The sequence below is a fragment of the Faecalibacillus intestinalis genome (assembly GCF_015097455.1).
Taxonomy (GTDB): Bacteria; Bacillota_I; Bacilli_A; order Erysipelotrichales; family Coprobacillaceae; genus Faecalibacillus; species Faecalibacillus intestinalis.
Map to the genome: position 1 here is coordinate 323,219 of NZ_AP024085.1, position 15,189 is coordinate 338,407.

17 protein-coding genes, 1 tRNA gene and 1 other RNA gene are annotated in these 15,189 nt (G+C 28.0%); 17 read left to right on the forward strand and 2 right to left on the reverse strand.

Going from position 1 to position 15,189, the window contains the following annotated elements; translation table 11 throughout:
• Positions 1 to 2: 2 nt before the first annotated feature.
• Positions 3 to 78 (forward strand) — tRNA-Glu (locus tag Fi14EGH31_RS01765).
• A gap of 13 nt (positions 79 to 91) precedes the next feature.
• Here the strand turns inward: Fi14EGH31_RS01765 and Fi14EGH31_RS01770 are convergent.
• Positions 92 to 520: a hypothetical protein gene (locus Fi14EGH31_RS01770; RefSeq protein WP_022001049.1), complete on the reverse strand. Its 429-nt coding sequence runs from the start codon at positions 518 to 520 to the stop codon at positions 92 to 94.
• A gap of 54 nt (positions 521 to 574) precedes the next feature.
• Between Fi14EGH31_RS01770 and Fi14EGH31_RS01775 the strand changes: the two genes are divergently transcribed.
• The 5 genes from Fi14EGH31_RS01775 (at position 575) to Fi14EGH31_RS01795 (ending at position 4,313) form a co-directional block, all read left to right on the forward strand.
• Positions 575 to 775, forward strand: a complete 201-nt coding sequence (locus Fi14EGH31_RS01775; RefSeq protein ID WP_022001048.1) for a DUF1146 domain-containing protein — start codon at positions 575 to 577, stop codon at positions 773 to 775.
• A gap of 23 nt (positions 776 to 798) precedes the next feature.
• The gene (spoIID, locus tag Fi14EGH31_RS01780) at positions 799 to 1,695 is read left to right on the forward strand and encodes a stage II sporulation protein D (RefSeq protein WP_117481997.1); all 897 of its coding nucleotides are present in this window, start codon (positions 799 to 801) and stop codon (positions 1,693 to 1,695) included.
• Between the two features lie 33 nt (positions 1,696 to 1,728).
• Positions 1,729 to 2,358, forward strand: coding sequence for a M23 family metallopeptidase (locus Fi14EGH31_RS01785; protein ID WP_117833013.1), 630 nt, complete (start codon positions 1,729 to 1,731; stop codon positions 2,356 to 2,358).
• A 105-nt stretch (positions 2,359 to 2,463) separates the two neighbouring features.
• Positions 2,464 to 3,453: a rod shape-determining protein gene (gene mreB / locus Fi14EGH31_RS01790; RefSeq protein WP_022001045.1), complete on the forward strand. Its 990-nt coding sequence runs from the start codon at positions 2,464 to 2,466 to the stop codon at positions 3,451 to 3,453.
• Between the two features lie 86 nt (positions 3,454 to 3,539).
• The gene (locus tag Fi14EGH31_RS01795; RefSeq protein WP_117481999.1) at positions 3,540 to 4,313 is read left to right on the forward strand and encodes an HAD family hydrolase; all 774 of its coding nucleotides are present in this window, start codon (positions 3,540 to 3,542) and stop codon (positions 4,311 to 4,313) included.
• A gap of 30 nt (positions 4,314 to 4,343) precedes the next feature.
• Here Fi14EGH31_RS01795 and Fi14EGH31_RS01800 read toward each other — a convergent pair whose 3' ends face one another.
• Positions 4,344 to 5,492 carry a DUF871 domain-containing protein gene (locus Fi14EGH31_RS01800; RefSeq protein WP_022001043.1) on the reverse strand — a complete coding sequence of 383 codons (1,149 nt, stop codon included), beginning with the start codon at positions 5,490 to 5,492 and terminating at the stop codon, positions 4,344 to 4,346.
• Positions 5,493 to 5,616: 124 nt separating this feature from the next.
• Here Fi14EGH31_RS01800 and Fi14EGH31_RS01805 point away from each other — a divergent pair, with 124 nt between their 5' ends.
• From Fi14EGH31_RS01805 to Fi14EGH31_RS01855, 11 genes are all read left to right on the forward strand, one after another.
• Positions 5,617 to 7,296, forward strand: coding sequence for an MraY family glycosyltransferase (locus Fi14EGH31_RS01805; protein ID WP_022001042.1), 1,680 nt, complete (start codon positions 5,617 to 5,619; stop codon positions 7,294 to 7,296).
• 88 nt (positions 7,297 to 7,384) lie between these two features.
• Positions 7,385 to 7,615, forward strand: coding sequence for a preprotein translocase subunit SecG (secG, locus tag Fi14EGH31_RS01810; protein WP_022001041.1), 231 nt, complete (start codon positions 7,385 to 7,387; stop codon positions 7,613 to 7,615).
• 46 nt (positions 7,616 to 7,661) lie between these two features.
• Positions 7,662 to 9,842, forward strand: a complete 2,181-nt coding sequence (rnr, locus tag Fi14EGH31_RS01815; protein WP_118347965.1) for a ribonuclease R — start codon at positions 7,662 to 7,664, stop codon at positions 9,840 to 9,842.
• A 17-nt stretch (positions 9,843 to 9,859) separates the two neighbouring features.
• The gene (gene smpB / locus Fi14EGH31_RS01820; protein ID WP_022001039.1) at positions 9,860 to 10,306 is read left to right on the forward strand and encodes an SsrA-binding protein SmpB; all 447 of its coding nucleotides are present in this window, start codon (positions 9,860 to 9,862) and stop codon (positions 10,304 to 10,306) included.
• Between the two features lie 3 nt (positions 10,307 to 10,309).
• Positions 10,310 to 10,659: a transfer-messenger RNA gene (ssrA, locus tag Fi14EGH31_RS01825) on the forward strand.
• Between the two features lie 195 nt (positions 10,660 to 10,854).
• The gene (locus Fi14EGH31_RS01830) at positions 10,855 to 11,004 is read left to right on the forward strand and encodes a hypothetical protein (RefSeq protein ID WP_200765076.1); all 150 of its coding nucleotides are present in this window, start codon (positions 10,855 to 10,857) and stop codon (positions 11,002 to 11,004) included.
• 168 nt (positions 11,005 to 11,172) lie between these two features.
• The gene (locus Fi14EGH31_RS01835; protein WP_117482005.1) at positions 11,173 to 12,090 is read left to right on the forward strand and encodes an ABC transporter ATP-binding protein; all 918 of its coding nucleotides are present in this window, start codon (positions 11,173 to 11,175) and stop codon (positions 12,088 to 12,090) included.
• Positions 12,083 to 12,859 (forward strand): ABC transporter permease, encoded by a 777-nt coding sequence (locus Fi14EGH31_RS01840; protein WP_117482007.1) that lies wholly within the window; start codon positions 12,083 to 12,085, stop codon positions 12,857 to 12,859. The genes Fi14EGH31_RS01835 and Fi14EGH31_RS01840 overlap by 8 nt, the downstream gene beginning before the upstream one ends.
• A 71-nt stretch (positions 12,860 to 12,930) precedes the next feature.
• Positions 12,931 to 13,101: a hypothetical protein gene (locus tag Fi14EGH31_RS01845; protein ID WP_200765077.1), complete on the forward strand. Its 171-nt coding sequence runs from the start codon at positions 12,931 to 12,933 to the stop codon at positions 13,099 to 13,101.
• A 276-nt stretch (positions 13,102 to 13,377) separates the two neighbouring features.
• The gene (locus Fi14EGH31_RS01850) at positions 13,378 to 14,061 is read left to right on the forward strand and encodes a response regulator transcription factor (RefSeq protein ID WP_200765078.1); all 684 of its coding nucleotides are present in this window, start codon (positions 13,378 to 13,380) and stop codon (positions 14,059 to 14,061) included.
• The gene (locus tag Fi14EGH31_RS01855) at positions 14,055 to 14,969 is read left to right on the forward strand and encodes a sensor histidine kinase (protein WP_117576097.1); all 915 of its coding nucleotides are present in this window, start codon (positions 14,055 to 14,057) and stop codon (positions 14,967 to 14,969) included. Before Fi14EGH31_RS01850 ends, Fi14EGH31_RS01855 begins: the two co-directional genes overlap by 7 nt.
• The last annotated feature ends 220 nt before the right edge of the window (positions 14,970 to 15,189 follow it).

A 15,189-nucleotide genomic window follows, 5' to 3' on the forward strand; every position in this document is an offset into this window, starting at 1 on the left:
GTGGCTCGTTGGAGAAACGGTTAACTCACATGCCTTTCACGCATGCATTCACGGGTTCGAATCCCGTACGAGTCACCATTTGTCAATTACATCACTTCGGTGGTGTTTTTTTTATTTCTTCATCAAGTATGTTTATATAGATATTTGTAAGTTTTGTATTTCTTTGAACTATAGAAGAAGAAATATAAGATGTGAGTGTTTTTATTTTTTCATCATTATTTGCATTATAGCTTTCATTGCAAAATAGTTTAGTACTTGAACTTTCGTATTCTAACATCCAATAAACATTTTTTTTAAAACTTCCATGATTTACAGGCTCTTGAATAATTGGATGGTAACTAGAAGTATTAAGTTCTTGATAATAACGATCTAAATAAGATGCATTATTAAGTGTTTCTTCTTGAAAGAGTTTCATTTGATTTTCTAGTATTTTAGTTGGTGCTTGTAAAGCAAGAAGTTCATACATACTTGCTGAATAGAGTTGATTATAGATAAGATATTGTAAAGTTTTATTTGTCAAAAGGATCACCCTTTTTATTATATGTAGATCAAGGTTTTATATGAGGAGAATAATATGTCATATCAAGTATTGAAATTAATTGTTTATGTTTTTTCTGTTTTATCTGCAATGTATGGTTTAAGTTGTTTTCATTATGAAAAGTATATATTAAAAGGAAAGTTAAAACAGTTTTATTGTTTATATATTATTGTTTCCTTATCTTTAGGATATTTACTTGCTTCATTTATTTTAGATTTTGTAACAATACATTTTTAATTTAAGTTTTCATATATTAAAATATGAAAACTATTTTTTTTAAATTATTACTTATTCTATTTATTTTATTAGCAATTATTTTGTTGTATCAACCAACCAAAGAGAAAGATTCTTTATATAAAGGAAAAGAAAATGAAGATGTTTATGTAAGTGTAAAAGTTGGAGATAATACACAAAAAATTCTTTTAGATGACTATTTATTAGGGGTCGTTGCTGGAGAAATGCCGGCAAGTTTTGAACTTGAAGCAATTAAAGCACAAGTTGTCGCAAGTCGAACTTTTGTTTATTCACGTTTATTAAGTGTAGATAATACAACCAATACACAAGTTTATCTAGATGATGAAAAGATGAAGGTTTCATGGAGTGATCATTATGAAGAATATAAAGAGAAAGTTCAAAAAGCTATTGTAGAAACTAAGGGGGAAATCTTAACTTACCAAGGAAAGTGTATTTCAGCTCTTTTTTATTCAAGTAGTAATGGAAAAAGCGAAAATGTAGAAAACTATTTTAAAGGTTCAAGTCAACCGTATTTGGTTTCTGTAGATTCACATTGGGATCAAGAATATGATCCTCAGTTTATAAAAAAAGTAAAATATACTAAAGCACAGCTTAATTCATTTTTTGGAGGTTCGTTTCAATATCGTTTTTTAGAACGCTATCCTAGTGGGAGAGTTAAATCTATTCTTATTAATCAAAAACAATATAGTGGTAGGGAAGTAAGGGAAAAACTACAATTGTCTTCAAGTGATTTTGAAATAGTTAAAGAAGGAAATTCTTATATTTTTGTGACTAAAGGATGTGGACATGGAGTTGGGTTGTCTCAATACGGTGCACAAGGAATGGCAAAGGAAGGATATAATTATCAAGCTATTTTAAAACACTATTATCAAGGAGTAGAGATTTCAAAGAATAAAGAATGATTTTATGGTTACACTTCTTAAGAGGTGAAAAGCATGAAAGGATTATTGAAGAGGAATAAAAAAACATTTATTTTTATGACTTCACTTTTATTATTTTTAATAGGTGTCGGTGTTATTCAGGAAATTGTTAAGAATTTAAAACCATTCGAAGATGTACCAGTAGTTTCGGTAGAAACAAAAGATGAAAATAAAAATCAAGAAAGTGAAGTCTTAAAAAAACCAGTCAATGATGATGTTAAAGTAAGTAAGGGTTTTTATGATACGTCTTTAGATGATAAAAAATTAGAAGAAGCACTTGTTTATTTTGAAGGAGTCTATCGTCCTAATGATGGGATTGATTATACAAAGGATAATGAAAGCTTTGATGTTTATGCGAGTGCAAGTGGGACTGTTATTAGAAAAGAAAATGATTCTTTATTAGGGTGGATTGTTACGATTGAACATCAAAAAGGTATTCAAACCATTTATCAATCTTTAGATGATATTAAAGTTGAAAAAGGAAATCAAGTGAAACAAGGAGATGTTATTGGAAAAGCAGGAAATAATGTTTATCAATCAACATTAAAAAAACATTTACATTTTATTGTTTCAATTGATGATAAAACTGTAAATCCTGATAAATATTTTAATCAAAAAATTGAAAAAATTAAGACAACATCATGATAAATTTATATTTATAAAAAAATTAGTGTCTTTTGTTTTTTTGCCTTGTAATTCAATAAAATCGTGATACAATATTGAGGAAAAAACATACAAGGAGGAGAAATAATGGCATTATCAAAAGAAATTGGTATCGATTTAGGTACTGCAAATATATTAATTTATGTCAAAGGTGAAGGTATTGTAGTCAATGAGCCTTCAGTAGTGTCAATAGATGAAGAAACTAAAAAGCCATTAGCTGTAGGACAAGAGGCAAAAGATATGTTAGGTAAAACTCCTGGTAGGGTTCAAGCAATTAGACCATTAAAAGATGGAGTTATTGCAGATTTTAGAATTACTGAAATCTTATTAACTCATTTTATTAATAAATTAAATTTAAAAGGAATTTTTGCTAGACCAACAATCTTGATTTGTTGTCCATCTAACATCACTTCAATTGAAAAATCAGCAATTAGAGATGTTGCTGAAAGATGTGGAGCTAAAAAGGTATTTATCGAAGAAGAACCAAAAGTAGCAGCAATTGGAGCTGGTCTTGAAATTAATAAACCAACAGGTAATATGGTTATTGATATCGGTGGAGGAACTACTGATATTGCTGTATTATCTTTAGGTGATATTGTAACAAGTTCATCTTTAAAAATTGCTGGTGACGTCATGGATGCGGACATTATTAAATTTGTTAAAGATAAATATAAATTATTAATTGGAGATCGTACTGCTGAACAAATTAAATTAGAAATTGGTTCTGCTGTAAAAGGATCATCTGATAAAACATTTGAAGTACGTGGTAGAGACTTAGTAACTGGATTACCACATACAATTACTATTACATCAAACGAAACTGAATTAGCACTTAGAGAAACTTGTGCAACAATTGTTAAAGAAACTAAACATGTTCTTGAACAAACACCACCAGAATTAGCTGCTGATATCGTATCACGTGGTATTTTCTTAACAGGTGGAGGAGCTTTATTAACTGGCTTAGATAGATTATTAGAATCTGAATTAAATGTTCCTGTATTCGTAGCAGATGATGCATTAAATTGTGTTGCTAATGGATGTGGAGTTATGTTAGAAAACTTACATTATATGAAATAAAACTGTCTGATTGACAGTTTTTTTCTTATCTAGAAATTAAATAATATTATAATAGAATCATGATACAATTTCATTGAGGTGAAAGTATGAAGAAAGTATTATTTTTTGATATAGACGGGACATTATTAAATAGTGAATTAAAAATACCTGAAGGAGTAAAAAGAGAACTTAAAAGATTGAAAGAGGCTGGACATTATTTATTTGTTGCCTCAGGTAGACCTTTAGCTTTTATTTCAAATCAAATCATTGATGCTGGGTTTAATGGTTTTGTATTATGTAATGGGGCACATGTAGAGCTTAATCATGAAATCATCTATGAAAATAGAATTCCTTATGAAAAAGTAAATGATTTAATGAAAATGCTTGAAAGTGTAGATTGTGAATATGATTTTGAAACAGTAACAGATTGTTATATTGATCCTTCTTATAAAGATTTTATAGAATTTTTTAAAGTATGTGATATTCGTCATGAAAAGTTAATCACTTCTTTTGATAAAGAAGAAGTAATGCATCGTACTTTAAAAATAGAAATTAGTGCTAAAAAAGATCATGATAAAATTATAGAATATATTGCTGATAAATTTTATTTTGATCATCATGGAACAGCTAATTCATTTGAAATATGTGCATTAGATACATCAAAGGCTACAGGTGTACAAAAGGTATTAGAACATTTAAATATTGATAAAGAGCATAGTTATGCTTTTGGAGATGGATTGAATGACTTAGAAATGATTAAATATGCAGGTCATGGGATTGCTATGAAAAATGCTGTTAAAGAGTTAAAAGATGTGGCTGATGAAGTGATTGGTCATGTAGATGAAAATGGTTTAGAAGAATATTTAAAAACAATAGATTAAAAATGAGGTTCGTTTTGAACCTCATTTAAATTATTTAATAAATTTGAAATGTTGACCTGGTTTAATGAAATCTAATAAACCTAAATCTTCATCTTTTACTTTACCAATTAAGTTTCTTTCACCATCATTTGGGATTTCAGTTAAAACAACTTCTAATTCACCACGATAATGAGCTAAGTTATCGTTAACCACTAAGATATCACCACGCGTAAATACTTTTTTACCACAGTCATGATGTGGAATAGATTTGTCTTCTTTAGCTTCTTTTTTATCACCAAATCCTGAATCTTGAACAGTTGCTTGGTTTTTGAATTGAAGTCTTGGGAAACTTGATCTTAACATAAATGATGAATGATCGTATCGATCCCAGTGTGGAGCAAATTCATACATGATGTATTTTTCATTATCAGTAATTTCTGTTACTTCATCAACACGTAATTCTAAAGCTTGGAAGTTGATTTTTGATAATGCTTCTAATTCTTTTGTACTTGCTGGATAGTTACCAACGATAATATCATCAACATCACCAGTGGCTAATAAATATCTTGCTTGTACTTCAATAGGTAGTGGTCTCATAATTTCAACTGTAGGTAAACCACAGAAAACTTCCCAAGGACCAATTGTTGGATCATTGTGACTTGAAACAAAGGCAGCTGTATGAAGATTTAATGCTTTCCATTGTTTATTAAATTGTTGGAATAAATCAAAATCTAATCCTGTATATCTTTCTGGGAAAAAGTTATGACACATAATAATTTGATCTTTATTTCCACCGTTTTTAATTAATAAATCAACACCAGCATCCATACTAGCATTGAATTCGATTTTAATACCATAAGGATTTCTAGTAACAGCGATATCTCCTTGAGTACCAAAGTTACCATCCAAACGAATAATATCTAATCCTAAATCTGCAAATGGTTTTAAATTATTTGGAGTAGCTCCAATTAATTTAAATACTTCTGGATTTGTATCAGCAGCAACAACAAATCCTAATTCATGAGCTTTATCCATGAATCCTTTAAATTCTTTTAAATAACTTTCTCTTTTATCATCTGGAATAGATAAAAAACAAGTAAAGATTCTAGTAAAACCTAATTTAGCAGCAGTTTCCATATAATCATAGACTTCTTTAATATCACTTTTATCTGGATAAACAGAGATTCCTAAACTATGCATAAACATATTCCTCCTTATATACTAGTATAGACAAGTTTTTGTCAGAATACAAGTCATAGAGCTATTTAAAAGTTGAAATTTACTAAAAAATAATGAATAATATAGGCATAAAGGAGGTGACAAAATGTCACTGACGGTCATTCTTTCATTTGTTGTAACAACAATCATTTCAGCTTTAATGATTCCACTTGTAATTAAGGCTGGAAATCAATTAGGAATTGTTGCACATATGAATAAAAGAACAGTTCATAAACATGAAATAGCACGTATTGGTGGCTATGCCATTTATTTAAGTTCACTTATAGGATCAGCCTTATTTTTGAAAGCAGATCATCAAATAAATGCTATTATGGTTGCAGGGTTTATAATTTTTATGGTAGGGCTTTATGATGATAGTCATGATTTATCCCCTAAAGTAAAATTAATTTTTGAAGTGATTGCGGCGTTGACTGTCATTGTTTATGGAGAAATCTATATAAAAGGATTTGGATATTTCCCAAGTGATGCGATGACATTTCTTTCAGGGGTTGTTACTTTATTTTGGATTGTAGGAATTACTAATGCGATTAATTTAATTGATGGGTTAGATGGGTTATCTGCAGGTATTTCAATTATTGTCCTTGTTACTATCTCAATGACTTCTTTATTATCTGGAAGAAGTGACATTGCTTCTTTATCACTCATTCTTGCTGGAAGTATTATGGGCTTTTTGTTTTTTAATTTTCATCCAGCAAAAATTTTTATGGGGGATTGTGGAGCTTTATATATAGGTTTCATGATTTCAGTTATTTCATTATTAGGATTTGGATACAATGCTTCTACTTTTTTTACTTTAGGAGCACCAATTATTGTTTTAATGGTTCCAATCATGGATACTTTAATAGCAATTTTAAGAAGAAAAATACATCATAAAAAATTTAGTGAAGCGGATCGAGGACATTTACATCATAATTTGATGTTTAAATTAAAATTAGGACAAAGAAAAAGTGTTTTAGTGCTTTATTTAGTCACTTTCTTATTTTCGCTTTCATCTTATTTATATTATTATAATCCAACTGCAGGAACAATTTTATTTATTGCTTTAATGATTATGTTTGAAATATTTGTAGAAGTAACAGATATGATTTCTAGAAAATATAAACCAATTTTAACAATTGTAAATATTTTTATTGATTCTGATAAATTACCAAAAATTAAATTTTTAGATCGTTATCGTAAAAGAAGATCTCCTCAAAAAGCCATGAGAGATCATTTAATTATTGCGCTATGTTTTTTACTTGTGATTGTAGGTGTTGGTTATTTTATGACATCTAAAGATACGCCTTTACCAATAAAAACTGAAACAGTACAATCTCCATACACTAAATCTGGAGATAGCGAACTATTAAATAATATTTATGCAAGACTAGATACAAGTTATAAAAATAAAGATGAAGAAGATGAATGTCAATTAGTGGCTGCTTATTTTGTGTGTGATTATTATACTTTTGTAGATAAGAAAAAAAATGAAATAGGTGGTGTTGATTATATGTATTCTGAAATGGTGGAAAACTTTAGTCAATATGCACAAACATCATTTTATAGTTATAAAAATCAATATCCAGAATTAGAGGTTTTAAAATATAATATTATATCTTATTCACCTTCAAAGGTAACAATTGCTGGATTAGAGGATAATGATTATTATAATATTTTGATTTCATTAACGTTTAATGAAGAAATTGAAGGCTTAAATTCGACAGTTAATGTAACGGTTGTAAGGGTAGAAGATCGTTACTATGTTTGTGGGTTAGATAATGCATAAGTTATTTTAAAATTATGTTGTGTTTATGAGCTTTTTATGATAATATTTGCTATGCAATGTATTAAATTAATCGAAGGAGGTTAAAAATATGTTTGAAACAATTTTAAAGGTTGCTATGGTTATTATTTCCGTTGCTCTTATTATATTATGTTTATTACAAAGTGGAAAATCAGATGATATTGTTAATGCATTAACTGGTCAAAGTTCAAATCTTTTTGCTGAACAAAAAGAACGTGGTGTTGATTTAGTAATGTCTAGAATGACGATGATTTTGAGTATTGCCTTCTTCGTGATCGCAATTCTACTACGTATGAATTAATGAATAATAGGACGCAAGGCGTCCTATTTTTTTTGGAGGTGAGAAGATGAAAGAAAGAATTTTGGATATATTAAAAGATAAAGAAAGATCAATTCATGAATTACAACATGTATTAGATCTAAATAATAGTGAAGGTTTTACAGTTTTGCTTAAAGCTTTAAATCAATTAGAAGATGAGGGTAAAATTGTAAGAAATGATAAAAATGAATATTTATTAATAGAAAACTCTAATTATATTGTAGGTGTTTTACATATTAATAAAAGAGGTTTTGGTTTTGTCATTATTGATGAAGAAAGTGATGATATTTTTATTTCTTCAAGAGATTTAAAAGATGCTTTTAATATGGATACAGTCATGGTTGAACTTAAAAAGCATCAAACAGGATCGCGTCAAGAAGGTAGAATTGTTAAAGTTATTGAAAGAGGACAAACAAGACTTGTTGGGCTGTTGAAAAACGCTAAAAGAGAACTTGTCTTTGATGCGGATGATCAAAAGTTTACACAACCTATTTATATAGATCATGCACATAGTCATGGTGCAGTAGCTGGACATAAGGTTGTTGTCGAAATTAAAACGTATAAACCTTATTTAAAAGGAAATGTCGTAGAAATTTTAGGACATGTAGGAGATCCAGGGGTTGATATTTTATCTGTTGTTTCTCAACATGAAGCACATGTTGAATTTCCTAAAGAAGTTTATGAACAAATCGAATCAATTGAAAATGAAATTGATCAAGAAGAAGCTAAAACAAGAACTGATTTAAGAAATGAAACGATTGTTACGATTGACGGTGATGATGCCAAGGACTTAGATGATGCAATTTCTTTAAGAAGATTAAAGAATGGAAATTATTATTTAGGGGTACATATTGCTGATGTTTCTTATTATGTAGAAGAAGGATCTGAATTAGATAAAGAAGCACTTGCAAGAGGAACTTCTATTTATTTAGTGGATCGTGTTATTCCAATGCTTCCTCATAAATTATCTAATGGAATTTGTTCACTCAATCCTCATGTGGATCGTTTTGCAATTTCATGTTTTATGGAAATTACCCCTCAAGGGGAAGTCATTGATCATGATATCGTTGAATCAGTTATTAATTCAACTGAAAGAATGACTTATAATAATGTTAATAAAATACTTGCAGGGGATAAAAAACTACAAGAAGAGTATAGCCATGTATGTGATTTATTTTTCTTAATGAAAGAACTTGCTGAAATTTTACAAAAAACAAGAGAAGATCGTGGAGCAATCGATTTTGATACAAATGAAGCTAAAGTATTAGTTGATGAAAAAGGTAAACCAATAGATGTTGTTTTAAGACAACGTGGAGAAAGTGACCGTATCATTGAATCATTTATGTTAGTTGCCAATGAAACAGTTGCAAAACATTTTAAATGGCTTGATTTACCATTTATCTATCGTGTTCATGAAAATCCTAAGGTAGATAAATTAAGAAAATTCTCTACAATTTCTAGAACTCTAGGTTATACAATAAAAGGTTCATTAGAAGATATTCATTCAAAAGAATTAAGTAAGATCGTTGAAGCAAGTAAAGGAACAGATGAACATGTCATTATTTCTACATTACTTCTTCGTTGCATGGCAAAGGCAAGATATGATGAACAATGTTTAGGACATTTTGGTTTAGCAGATGAATATTATACACATTTTACATCACCAATTAGACGTTATCCTGATTTAATGGTTCATCGTTTAATTCGTACGTATTTATTTAAAAAGAAATTAGATCAAGAAACTCTTTTCCATTTTGCTTCTATTATGCAAAATGTTGCTGATCAAGCTTCTTCACTTGAAAGAAAAGCAATTGATATTGAACGTGAAGTTGATGATATGAAAATGGCTGAATATATGGAAGACCATATTGGTGAAACTTTTGAAGGAATTGTTTCTTCAATTACAAACTTTGGTATGTTTGTTGAACTTCCAAATACGATTGAAGGATTAATTCGTATGGAAGATCTTGTAGATGATTTCTATTATTTTGATGACATAAATCTACAATTAATTGGAAAAAGAACTGGAAGACGATTTAAGATGTCTGATAAAGTCAAAATTAAGGTTTCAGCTGCTTCAAAAAGAGAAAAAACGATAGATTTTCAAATTGTTGGTATGAAATCTAACAAAAAGAAGAAAAAAACTGTTATAATAAATAAGCGACGAGATAGAAAGCCAAAACAAAAGTTTAAAAGAAAAAGAAGATAGAAAAGGTGGTGATATGTATGAAGATCATTTCTCAAAATAAAAAAGCACATCATGATTATTTCTTGTTAGATACTTATGAAGCAGGTATTGAATTAAAAGGAACTGAAATTAAATCTGTGCGTTTAGGAAATGTGAATTTAAAAGATTCTTTTGTCAGAATTAAAAATGATGAGGTTTATGTAGAAAACATGCATATCGCTCCTTACGATCATGGAAACATCTTTAATCATGAAGCAAGAAGAACAAGAAAACTCTTGCTTCATAAAAAAGAAATCCTTAAAATAACTAATAAGTTAAAAGAAGGTGGCTTAACCGTTGTACCTACTAAAATGTATTTTAGTGGTTCTAAAGCTAAATTAGAAATTGCGCTTGCTAAAGGAAAGAAACTTTATGATAAGCGTAATGATTTAAAAGAAAAAGCGGCAAAAAGAGATATCGAAAAGTCTCTTAAAAATTACTACTAATCTGGGGATGTCTTGGATTCGACAGGGGTATGTTTGACCTTAGCTGCAGTCGTTGGAGTACGTTAAACTCAAACAAAAAATAACTGGAAACAGACAAACTAATTACGCTTTCGCTTAGTCGACATAGACATGAAAGCTGCTAACATTGAGTGAGCCTATAGCTTTTTGTTAGTATTATAACTTTTAGGATAAGGGTTGAAGGAGTCTTGACTTTAACCACGAAAATTTAAAGAATCGCTTGGTGTAAAATTGTTCATTGATTGTAGCCAAGTTAAATGATTCAATGGACTAAACTGTAGACGCTTTGGAGGAATTGCTTTTGGACAGGGGTTCGATTCCCCTCATCTCCACCAAAATTAAGAGTTAAAATGGATGTCATCGAAAAAATACCGATGAAATCAACGTTTTTTAAGATATTTTAAAAAATCAAAAAATAGCGATTTACGTGGATGTCACCCATATAAAAGGGTGTCACTACCTAAAAATCGCTATTTTTTACTTCAAAGATGAGGCAAAATGGGTGTCATTAAAAGAAAGCAGGGAACCAAATGAAATTTTATATTAACAACAATGAATTAAGTGAAAAAGTATTTTGGAGAACACTAGAATCATTAGTAAGTCCAATACAAAGAGTACATATCTTGGATGGGATGAAAGTGAAGATTGCCGATTATTTATGTTGGATAGAAATAGTGTAATGCTTTTAAAAGTGAATATGAATAATGAGATAGTAGATTAGAGGATCTACTATTTTTTTATTATATATTATTCTTTATACTTTCTTTATACTTTTTTCCCGATTTTTTTATTAAAATAAGAGAACATTTGAACTATACTTTTATCCAGAAAGACGAGAGGTAAAAACAATGAGTGACACAGTAATAAAAATGAATAGTATTTCTAAAAAAATAAGAAATACAGTTATTCTTAATGATTTAAATATGACAGTTTATGAAAATGATATTTATGGATTTATTGGACAAAATGGTGCTGGAAAATCTACAACTATGAAAATTATTATGTCATTAGTAAAAGAAACACAGGGTCAATTAGAATTGTTTGAATCAACAGATAATCAGGTAAACAGAGGAAGAATTGGTGCTATTATTGAACAACCAGCATTCTATCCTTATATGACGGCTTATGAAAATTTGCAATACTACATTAAATTTAAAGGAATAGTTGAAGCAAATAGCATTGAAAATGTATTGAAAATGGTTGGGTTAGAAAATGCTGCTACTAAAAAATATAAAAATTATTCTTTGGGAATGAAACAAAGACTAGGGCTAGCACTTGCATTGATTAATAATCCAGATTTATTAATTCTAGATGAACCATTAAATGGTTTAGATCCACAAGGGATAGCAGAATTGAGGGAAACGTTAAGACACCTTAATAAAAAATATGGAATAACGATGGTTATATCAAGTCATATTCTAGATGAATTAGAGATGATTGCAACAAGATATGGTTTTATTCATAAAGGGCATATGATTGAAGAAATAACAGTAGATGAATTACATGAAAAATTAAAAAAATATATTTCTTTGGATGTTGAAAATATTTCACTTGCAACAATTACAATTGAACAAAAACTAAATACAGTAAATTATAAAGTTGTAAATGACCATACTATTTATTTATATGATTATGTAAATGATGGAGCAAAAGTGGCATCTACTTTGATTAAGGAAGGTGTTATGATTGAAAAGATGAATGTTTCAAATATGAGTTTAGAAAATTATTATTTTTCATTAATAAAAGGAGTTGAAAATAATGTTTAATATTATTAGTGCTGATTTATATAAACTAAAAAAAAGCAAAGTATTATTATGGATAATATTGGGGTTGTTAGGAATTGTTTTGTTAGGAAATATTTTAGCACAAAGTGGAGATGGGATAATGACTTTGATGTCAGATACTATGAATTATAATACAATTCATTTCAAAAAAAATGGAACTGAAATTATGCCAGAACTATTAAAAGGATCTAATATTCTTATATTCTTTTTAATACCAATTGTGATAAATGTATTTATTTCTGATTATAAATATGAAACTATAAAAAATACAGTTTCTTTTCAATATCCTAGAACAATGATTTATATTTCAAAAATGCTTGTTTGTTCTTTGTTTGCGATAATTATTCCCTTCTTATATGTGATTTTAGGATTAATAGTTAATTTGGCATTTAATGGATTTAACAATATTAAATTAGCTGATGTGTTAATAACAATCAAAATTGTATGCGCTCAGTTACCAATATATATTGGTTTTGTAGGATTGATGGTTTTAGTTGGAGTAGTTTTTAAAAGTAATACGGCAACAACAGTTTTTTCGATTTTGTATCAATTTGTTATATTATTTATTTCTTCTATTGCAAGTAATATTGATATATCAGCAGTTGATCCAATAACATGTTTGGATAGGCTAGCTTATCTTAATACATTAAGTACTACGAACATATTAGAAATACTATGTGTTGGAATTGTGCTAGTTATTTGTTCTGTGTTTTTTGGAAATTATATTTTTTGTAAAAATGATGTGAGGTAGGAGAGAATATAAATGAAATTATCAATTTATAATATAGAGAGAAAATAGGTTATATTTCTCAAAGAACTGAAATGTTTTCAGGTACGATTTTAGATAATATTACTCTTTTTAATTACGATATTACTAAAGAAAGAGTAATTAAAGTATGCAAAACGGTAGGAATACACGATGATATTATGAATTTAGAAATGGGATATAACACTTTTTATGGTGCGGAAGGAATTTCATTATCAGGTGGATAAATACAAAAAATTGGAATTGCAAGAGTACTTTTAAAGAATGCGGATGTATATTTATGTGATGAAATCTATGCATCATTAGACAAAGAAAGTGTTCAAAATATAAAAAATGTAATATTACAACTTTCTAAAAAGCATATTGTAATTGTTATAGATCATATAAATGATAATTTTTTAAGTGAAAATTTTTGTGAATGATAAATTAACACTTTATAAATGTTAATAATTAATTTTATATGATAAAGTAATAATGAATTAAAAGAAAAGAAGGTGCTATTCATGGATCGTGTTTTAATTGTTGAGGATGATACAGATATAAATAATTTTATAAATGATTATTTTATTATAAAAGGGTATTCAACTGTTCAATCATTTTCTGGAACAGAAGGATTGCTAAGGTTGAATACAGATAAGGAAATATGTTGTATTATTTTAGATTTAATGTTACCTGGTATATCAGGTGAGGAAATTATAAAAAATGTAAGAGATGTAAGTGATGTTCCAATAATTGCAGTTTCAGCTAAAAGTGGAGATGATACAAAGATTGAAGTTTTAAAACTTGGAGCGGACGATTTTTTATTAAAACCGTTCAATTTAGAAGAACTGCTGTTAAAAGTTGATAGAAATATAAAAAAATATAAAAAAGTAAATAACAAAAAACAGGAAACACAAATTAAATTTAATAATTTATTGTTAAACATTGAAACACGAGAGGTGTTTGTAGATGGAAAAAATGTTTATTTTACATCAAAAGAATTTGATATATTATTATTATTGATTAACAATGCAAATAAAGTTGTAAGTAAGGATAAAATATTTAAAGAAGTTTGGCATGAGGAGTTTTGCATGGATACACAAACTGTAACAGTTCATATTAAAAATATTAGAAAAAAAATTAAAGAAATTAATCCTACTGCAACAATTATAGAAACTGTATGGGGTATAGGATTTAAAATATGTTGATTTTATATATTGTAATTATTATTTTGGTGATTCTTTTACTTTTGACTAGTATGCACTTAATTTTATTAAAAAAAGAGATAAAAAATATTGATAGACAATTTGTAAAAATAATGAATGAATCAACAAATGCAAGAATAAATAAGGGATATGTAAATCATGATGCAGAGGCACTAATTAAAACTTTGAATCAATGTATTGATCAAACAAATAGATTGGCTCGAAAAAGCAAGGAATCTAATGATGTATTAAAATCAACAATTCTTAATATGTCTCATGATATTAGAACACCTTTAACATCTATACAAGGTTATTTGCAACTTATTAAAATGGATGAGATTGATGCTTTAAAAAGAAAAGAATACATAGAAATTATGGAATCAAGATTAGATTCATTGAAAAGCATGATGGAAAATTTTTTTGAACTTGCAAAAGTTGAATCAAATTCATTTCCTATAAATTTAAAAATTCTTAATGCGCATGAGATATTTGTAGAAATAATAGGGATGTATTATGATTTATTTCAAGAAAAGAAGATATTTTTGGACTTAAAATTAATGAATCATATGATTGTTATTGCAGATGAGAGTGCATTAAAAAGAATATTTAACAATTTAGTATCAAATATAGTAAAATATGGAAAATCAAAAGCACAAATAAAGAGTTATAGCAAGGATAATTATATTATATTTACATTTAAAAATGATACAAATGATATTAATGATGAAAACGTTAATAAGTTATTTGATAAATTCTATACGGTATCGAATAGTAGAACAGAGAAAAGTTCAGGGTTAGGTTTAGCAATAACTAAAGAACTTGTATATAAAATAAATGGACAAATATCAATTGATTATAAAAATGAGGAAATAACATTTATTTTAAAATTAAAGCAGTATATGGAACATTAATAGTTTAAGAAAAGATAGTAGATCAGAAGATTTACTATCTTTTTTTTACGAAAGAAGGTGGTACAATGAAAGAAATAATCATATCTATTGTTTCAATGCAAATTGGTGCATTTATAGGAATTGCTACAATGTGCTTTTTCCAAATCAATAAAGGTAATGGTAGCTCTGATAAGCAATAAATACAAGTATAGACTTTGTACAAATTTAATGATGATAATGA

Coding starts and splice junctions, on each gene's coding strand:
- Fi14EGH31_RS01775 (WP_022001048.1), top strand. CDS start 575: ATGTCATATCAAGTATTGAAATTAATTGTTTATGTTTTTTCTGTTTTA.
- spoIID (WP_117481997.1), top strand. CDS start 799: ATGAAAACTATTTTTTTTAAATTATTACTTATTCTATTTATTTTATTA.
- Fi14EGH31_RS01785 (WP_117833013.1), top strand. CDS start 1,729: ATGAAAGGATTATTGAAGAGGAATAAAAAAACATTTATTTTTATGACT.
- mreB (WP_022001045.1), top strand. CDS start 2,464: ATGGCATTATCAAAAGAAATTGGTATCGATTTAGGTACTGCAAATATA.
- Fi14EGH31_RS01795 (WP_117481999.1), top strand. CDS start 3,540: ATGAAGAAAGTATTATTTTTTGATATAGACGGGACATTATTAAATAGT.
- Fi14EGH31_RS01800 (WP_022001043.1), bottom strand. CDS start 5,492: ATGCATAGTTTAGGAATCTCTGTTTATCCAGATAAAAGTGATATTAAA.
- Fi14EGH31_RS01805 (WP_022001042.1), top strand. CDS start 5,617: ATGTCACTGACGGTCATTCTTTCATTTGTTGTAACAACAATCATTTCA.
- secG (WP_022001041.1), top strand. CDS start 7,385: ATGTTTGAAACAATTTTAAAGGTTGCTATGGTTATTATTTCCGTTGCT.
- rnr (WP_118347965.1), top strand. CDS start 7,662: ATGAAAGAAAGAATTTTGGATATATTAAAAGATAAAGAAAGATCAATT.
- smpB (WP_022001039.1), top strand. CDS start 9,860: ATGAAGATCATTTCTCAAAATAAAAAAGCACATCATGATTATTTCTTG.
- Fi14EGH31_RS01830 (WP_200765076.1), top strand. CDS start 10,855: ATGAAATTTTATATTAACAACAATGAATTAAGTGAAAAAGTATTTTGG.
- Fi14EGH31_RS01835 (WP_117482005.1), top strand. CDS start 11,173: ATGAGTGACACAGTAATAAAAATGAATAGTATTTCTAAAAAAATAAGA.
- Fi14EGH31_RS01840 (WP_117482007.1), top strand. CDS start 12,083: ATGTTTAATATTATTAGTGCTGATTTATATAAACTAAAAAAAAGCAAA.
- Fi14EGH31_RS01845 (WP_200765077.1), top strand. CDS start 12,931: ATGTTTTCAGGTACGATTTTAGATAATATTACTCTTTTTAATTACGAT.
- Fi14EGH31_RS01850 (WP_200765078.1), top strand. CDS start 13,378: ATGGATCGTGTTTTAATTGTTGAGGATGATACAGATATAAATAATTTT.
- Fi14EGH31_RS01855 (WP_117576097.1), top strand. CDS start 14,055: ATGTTGATTTTATATATTGTAATTATTATTTTGGTGATTCTTTTACTT.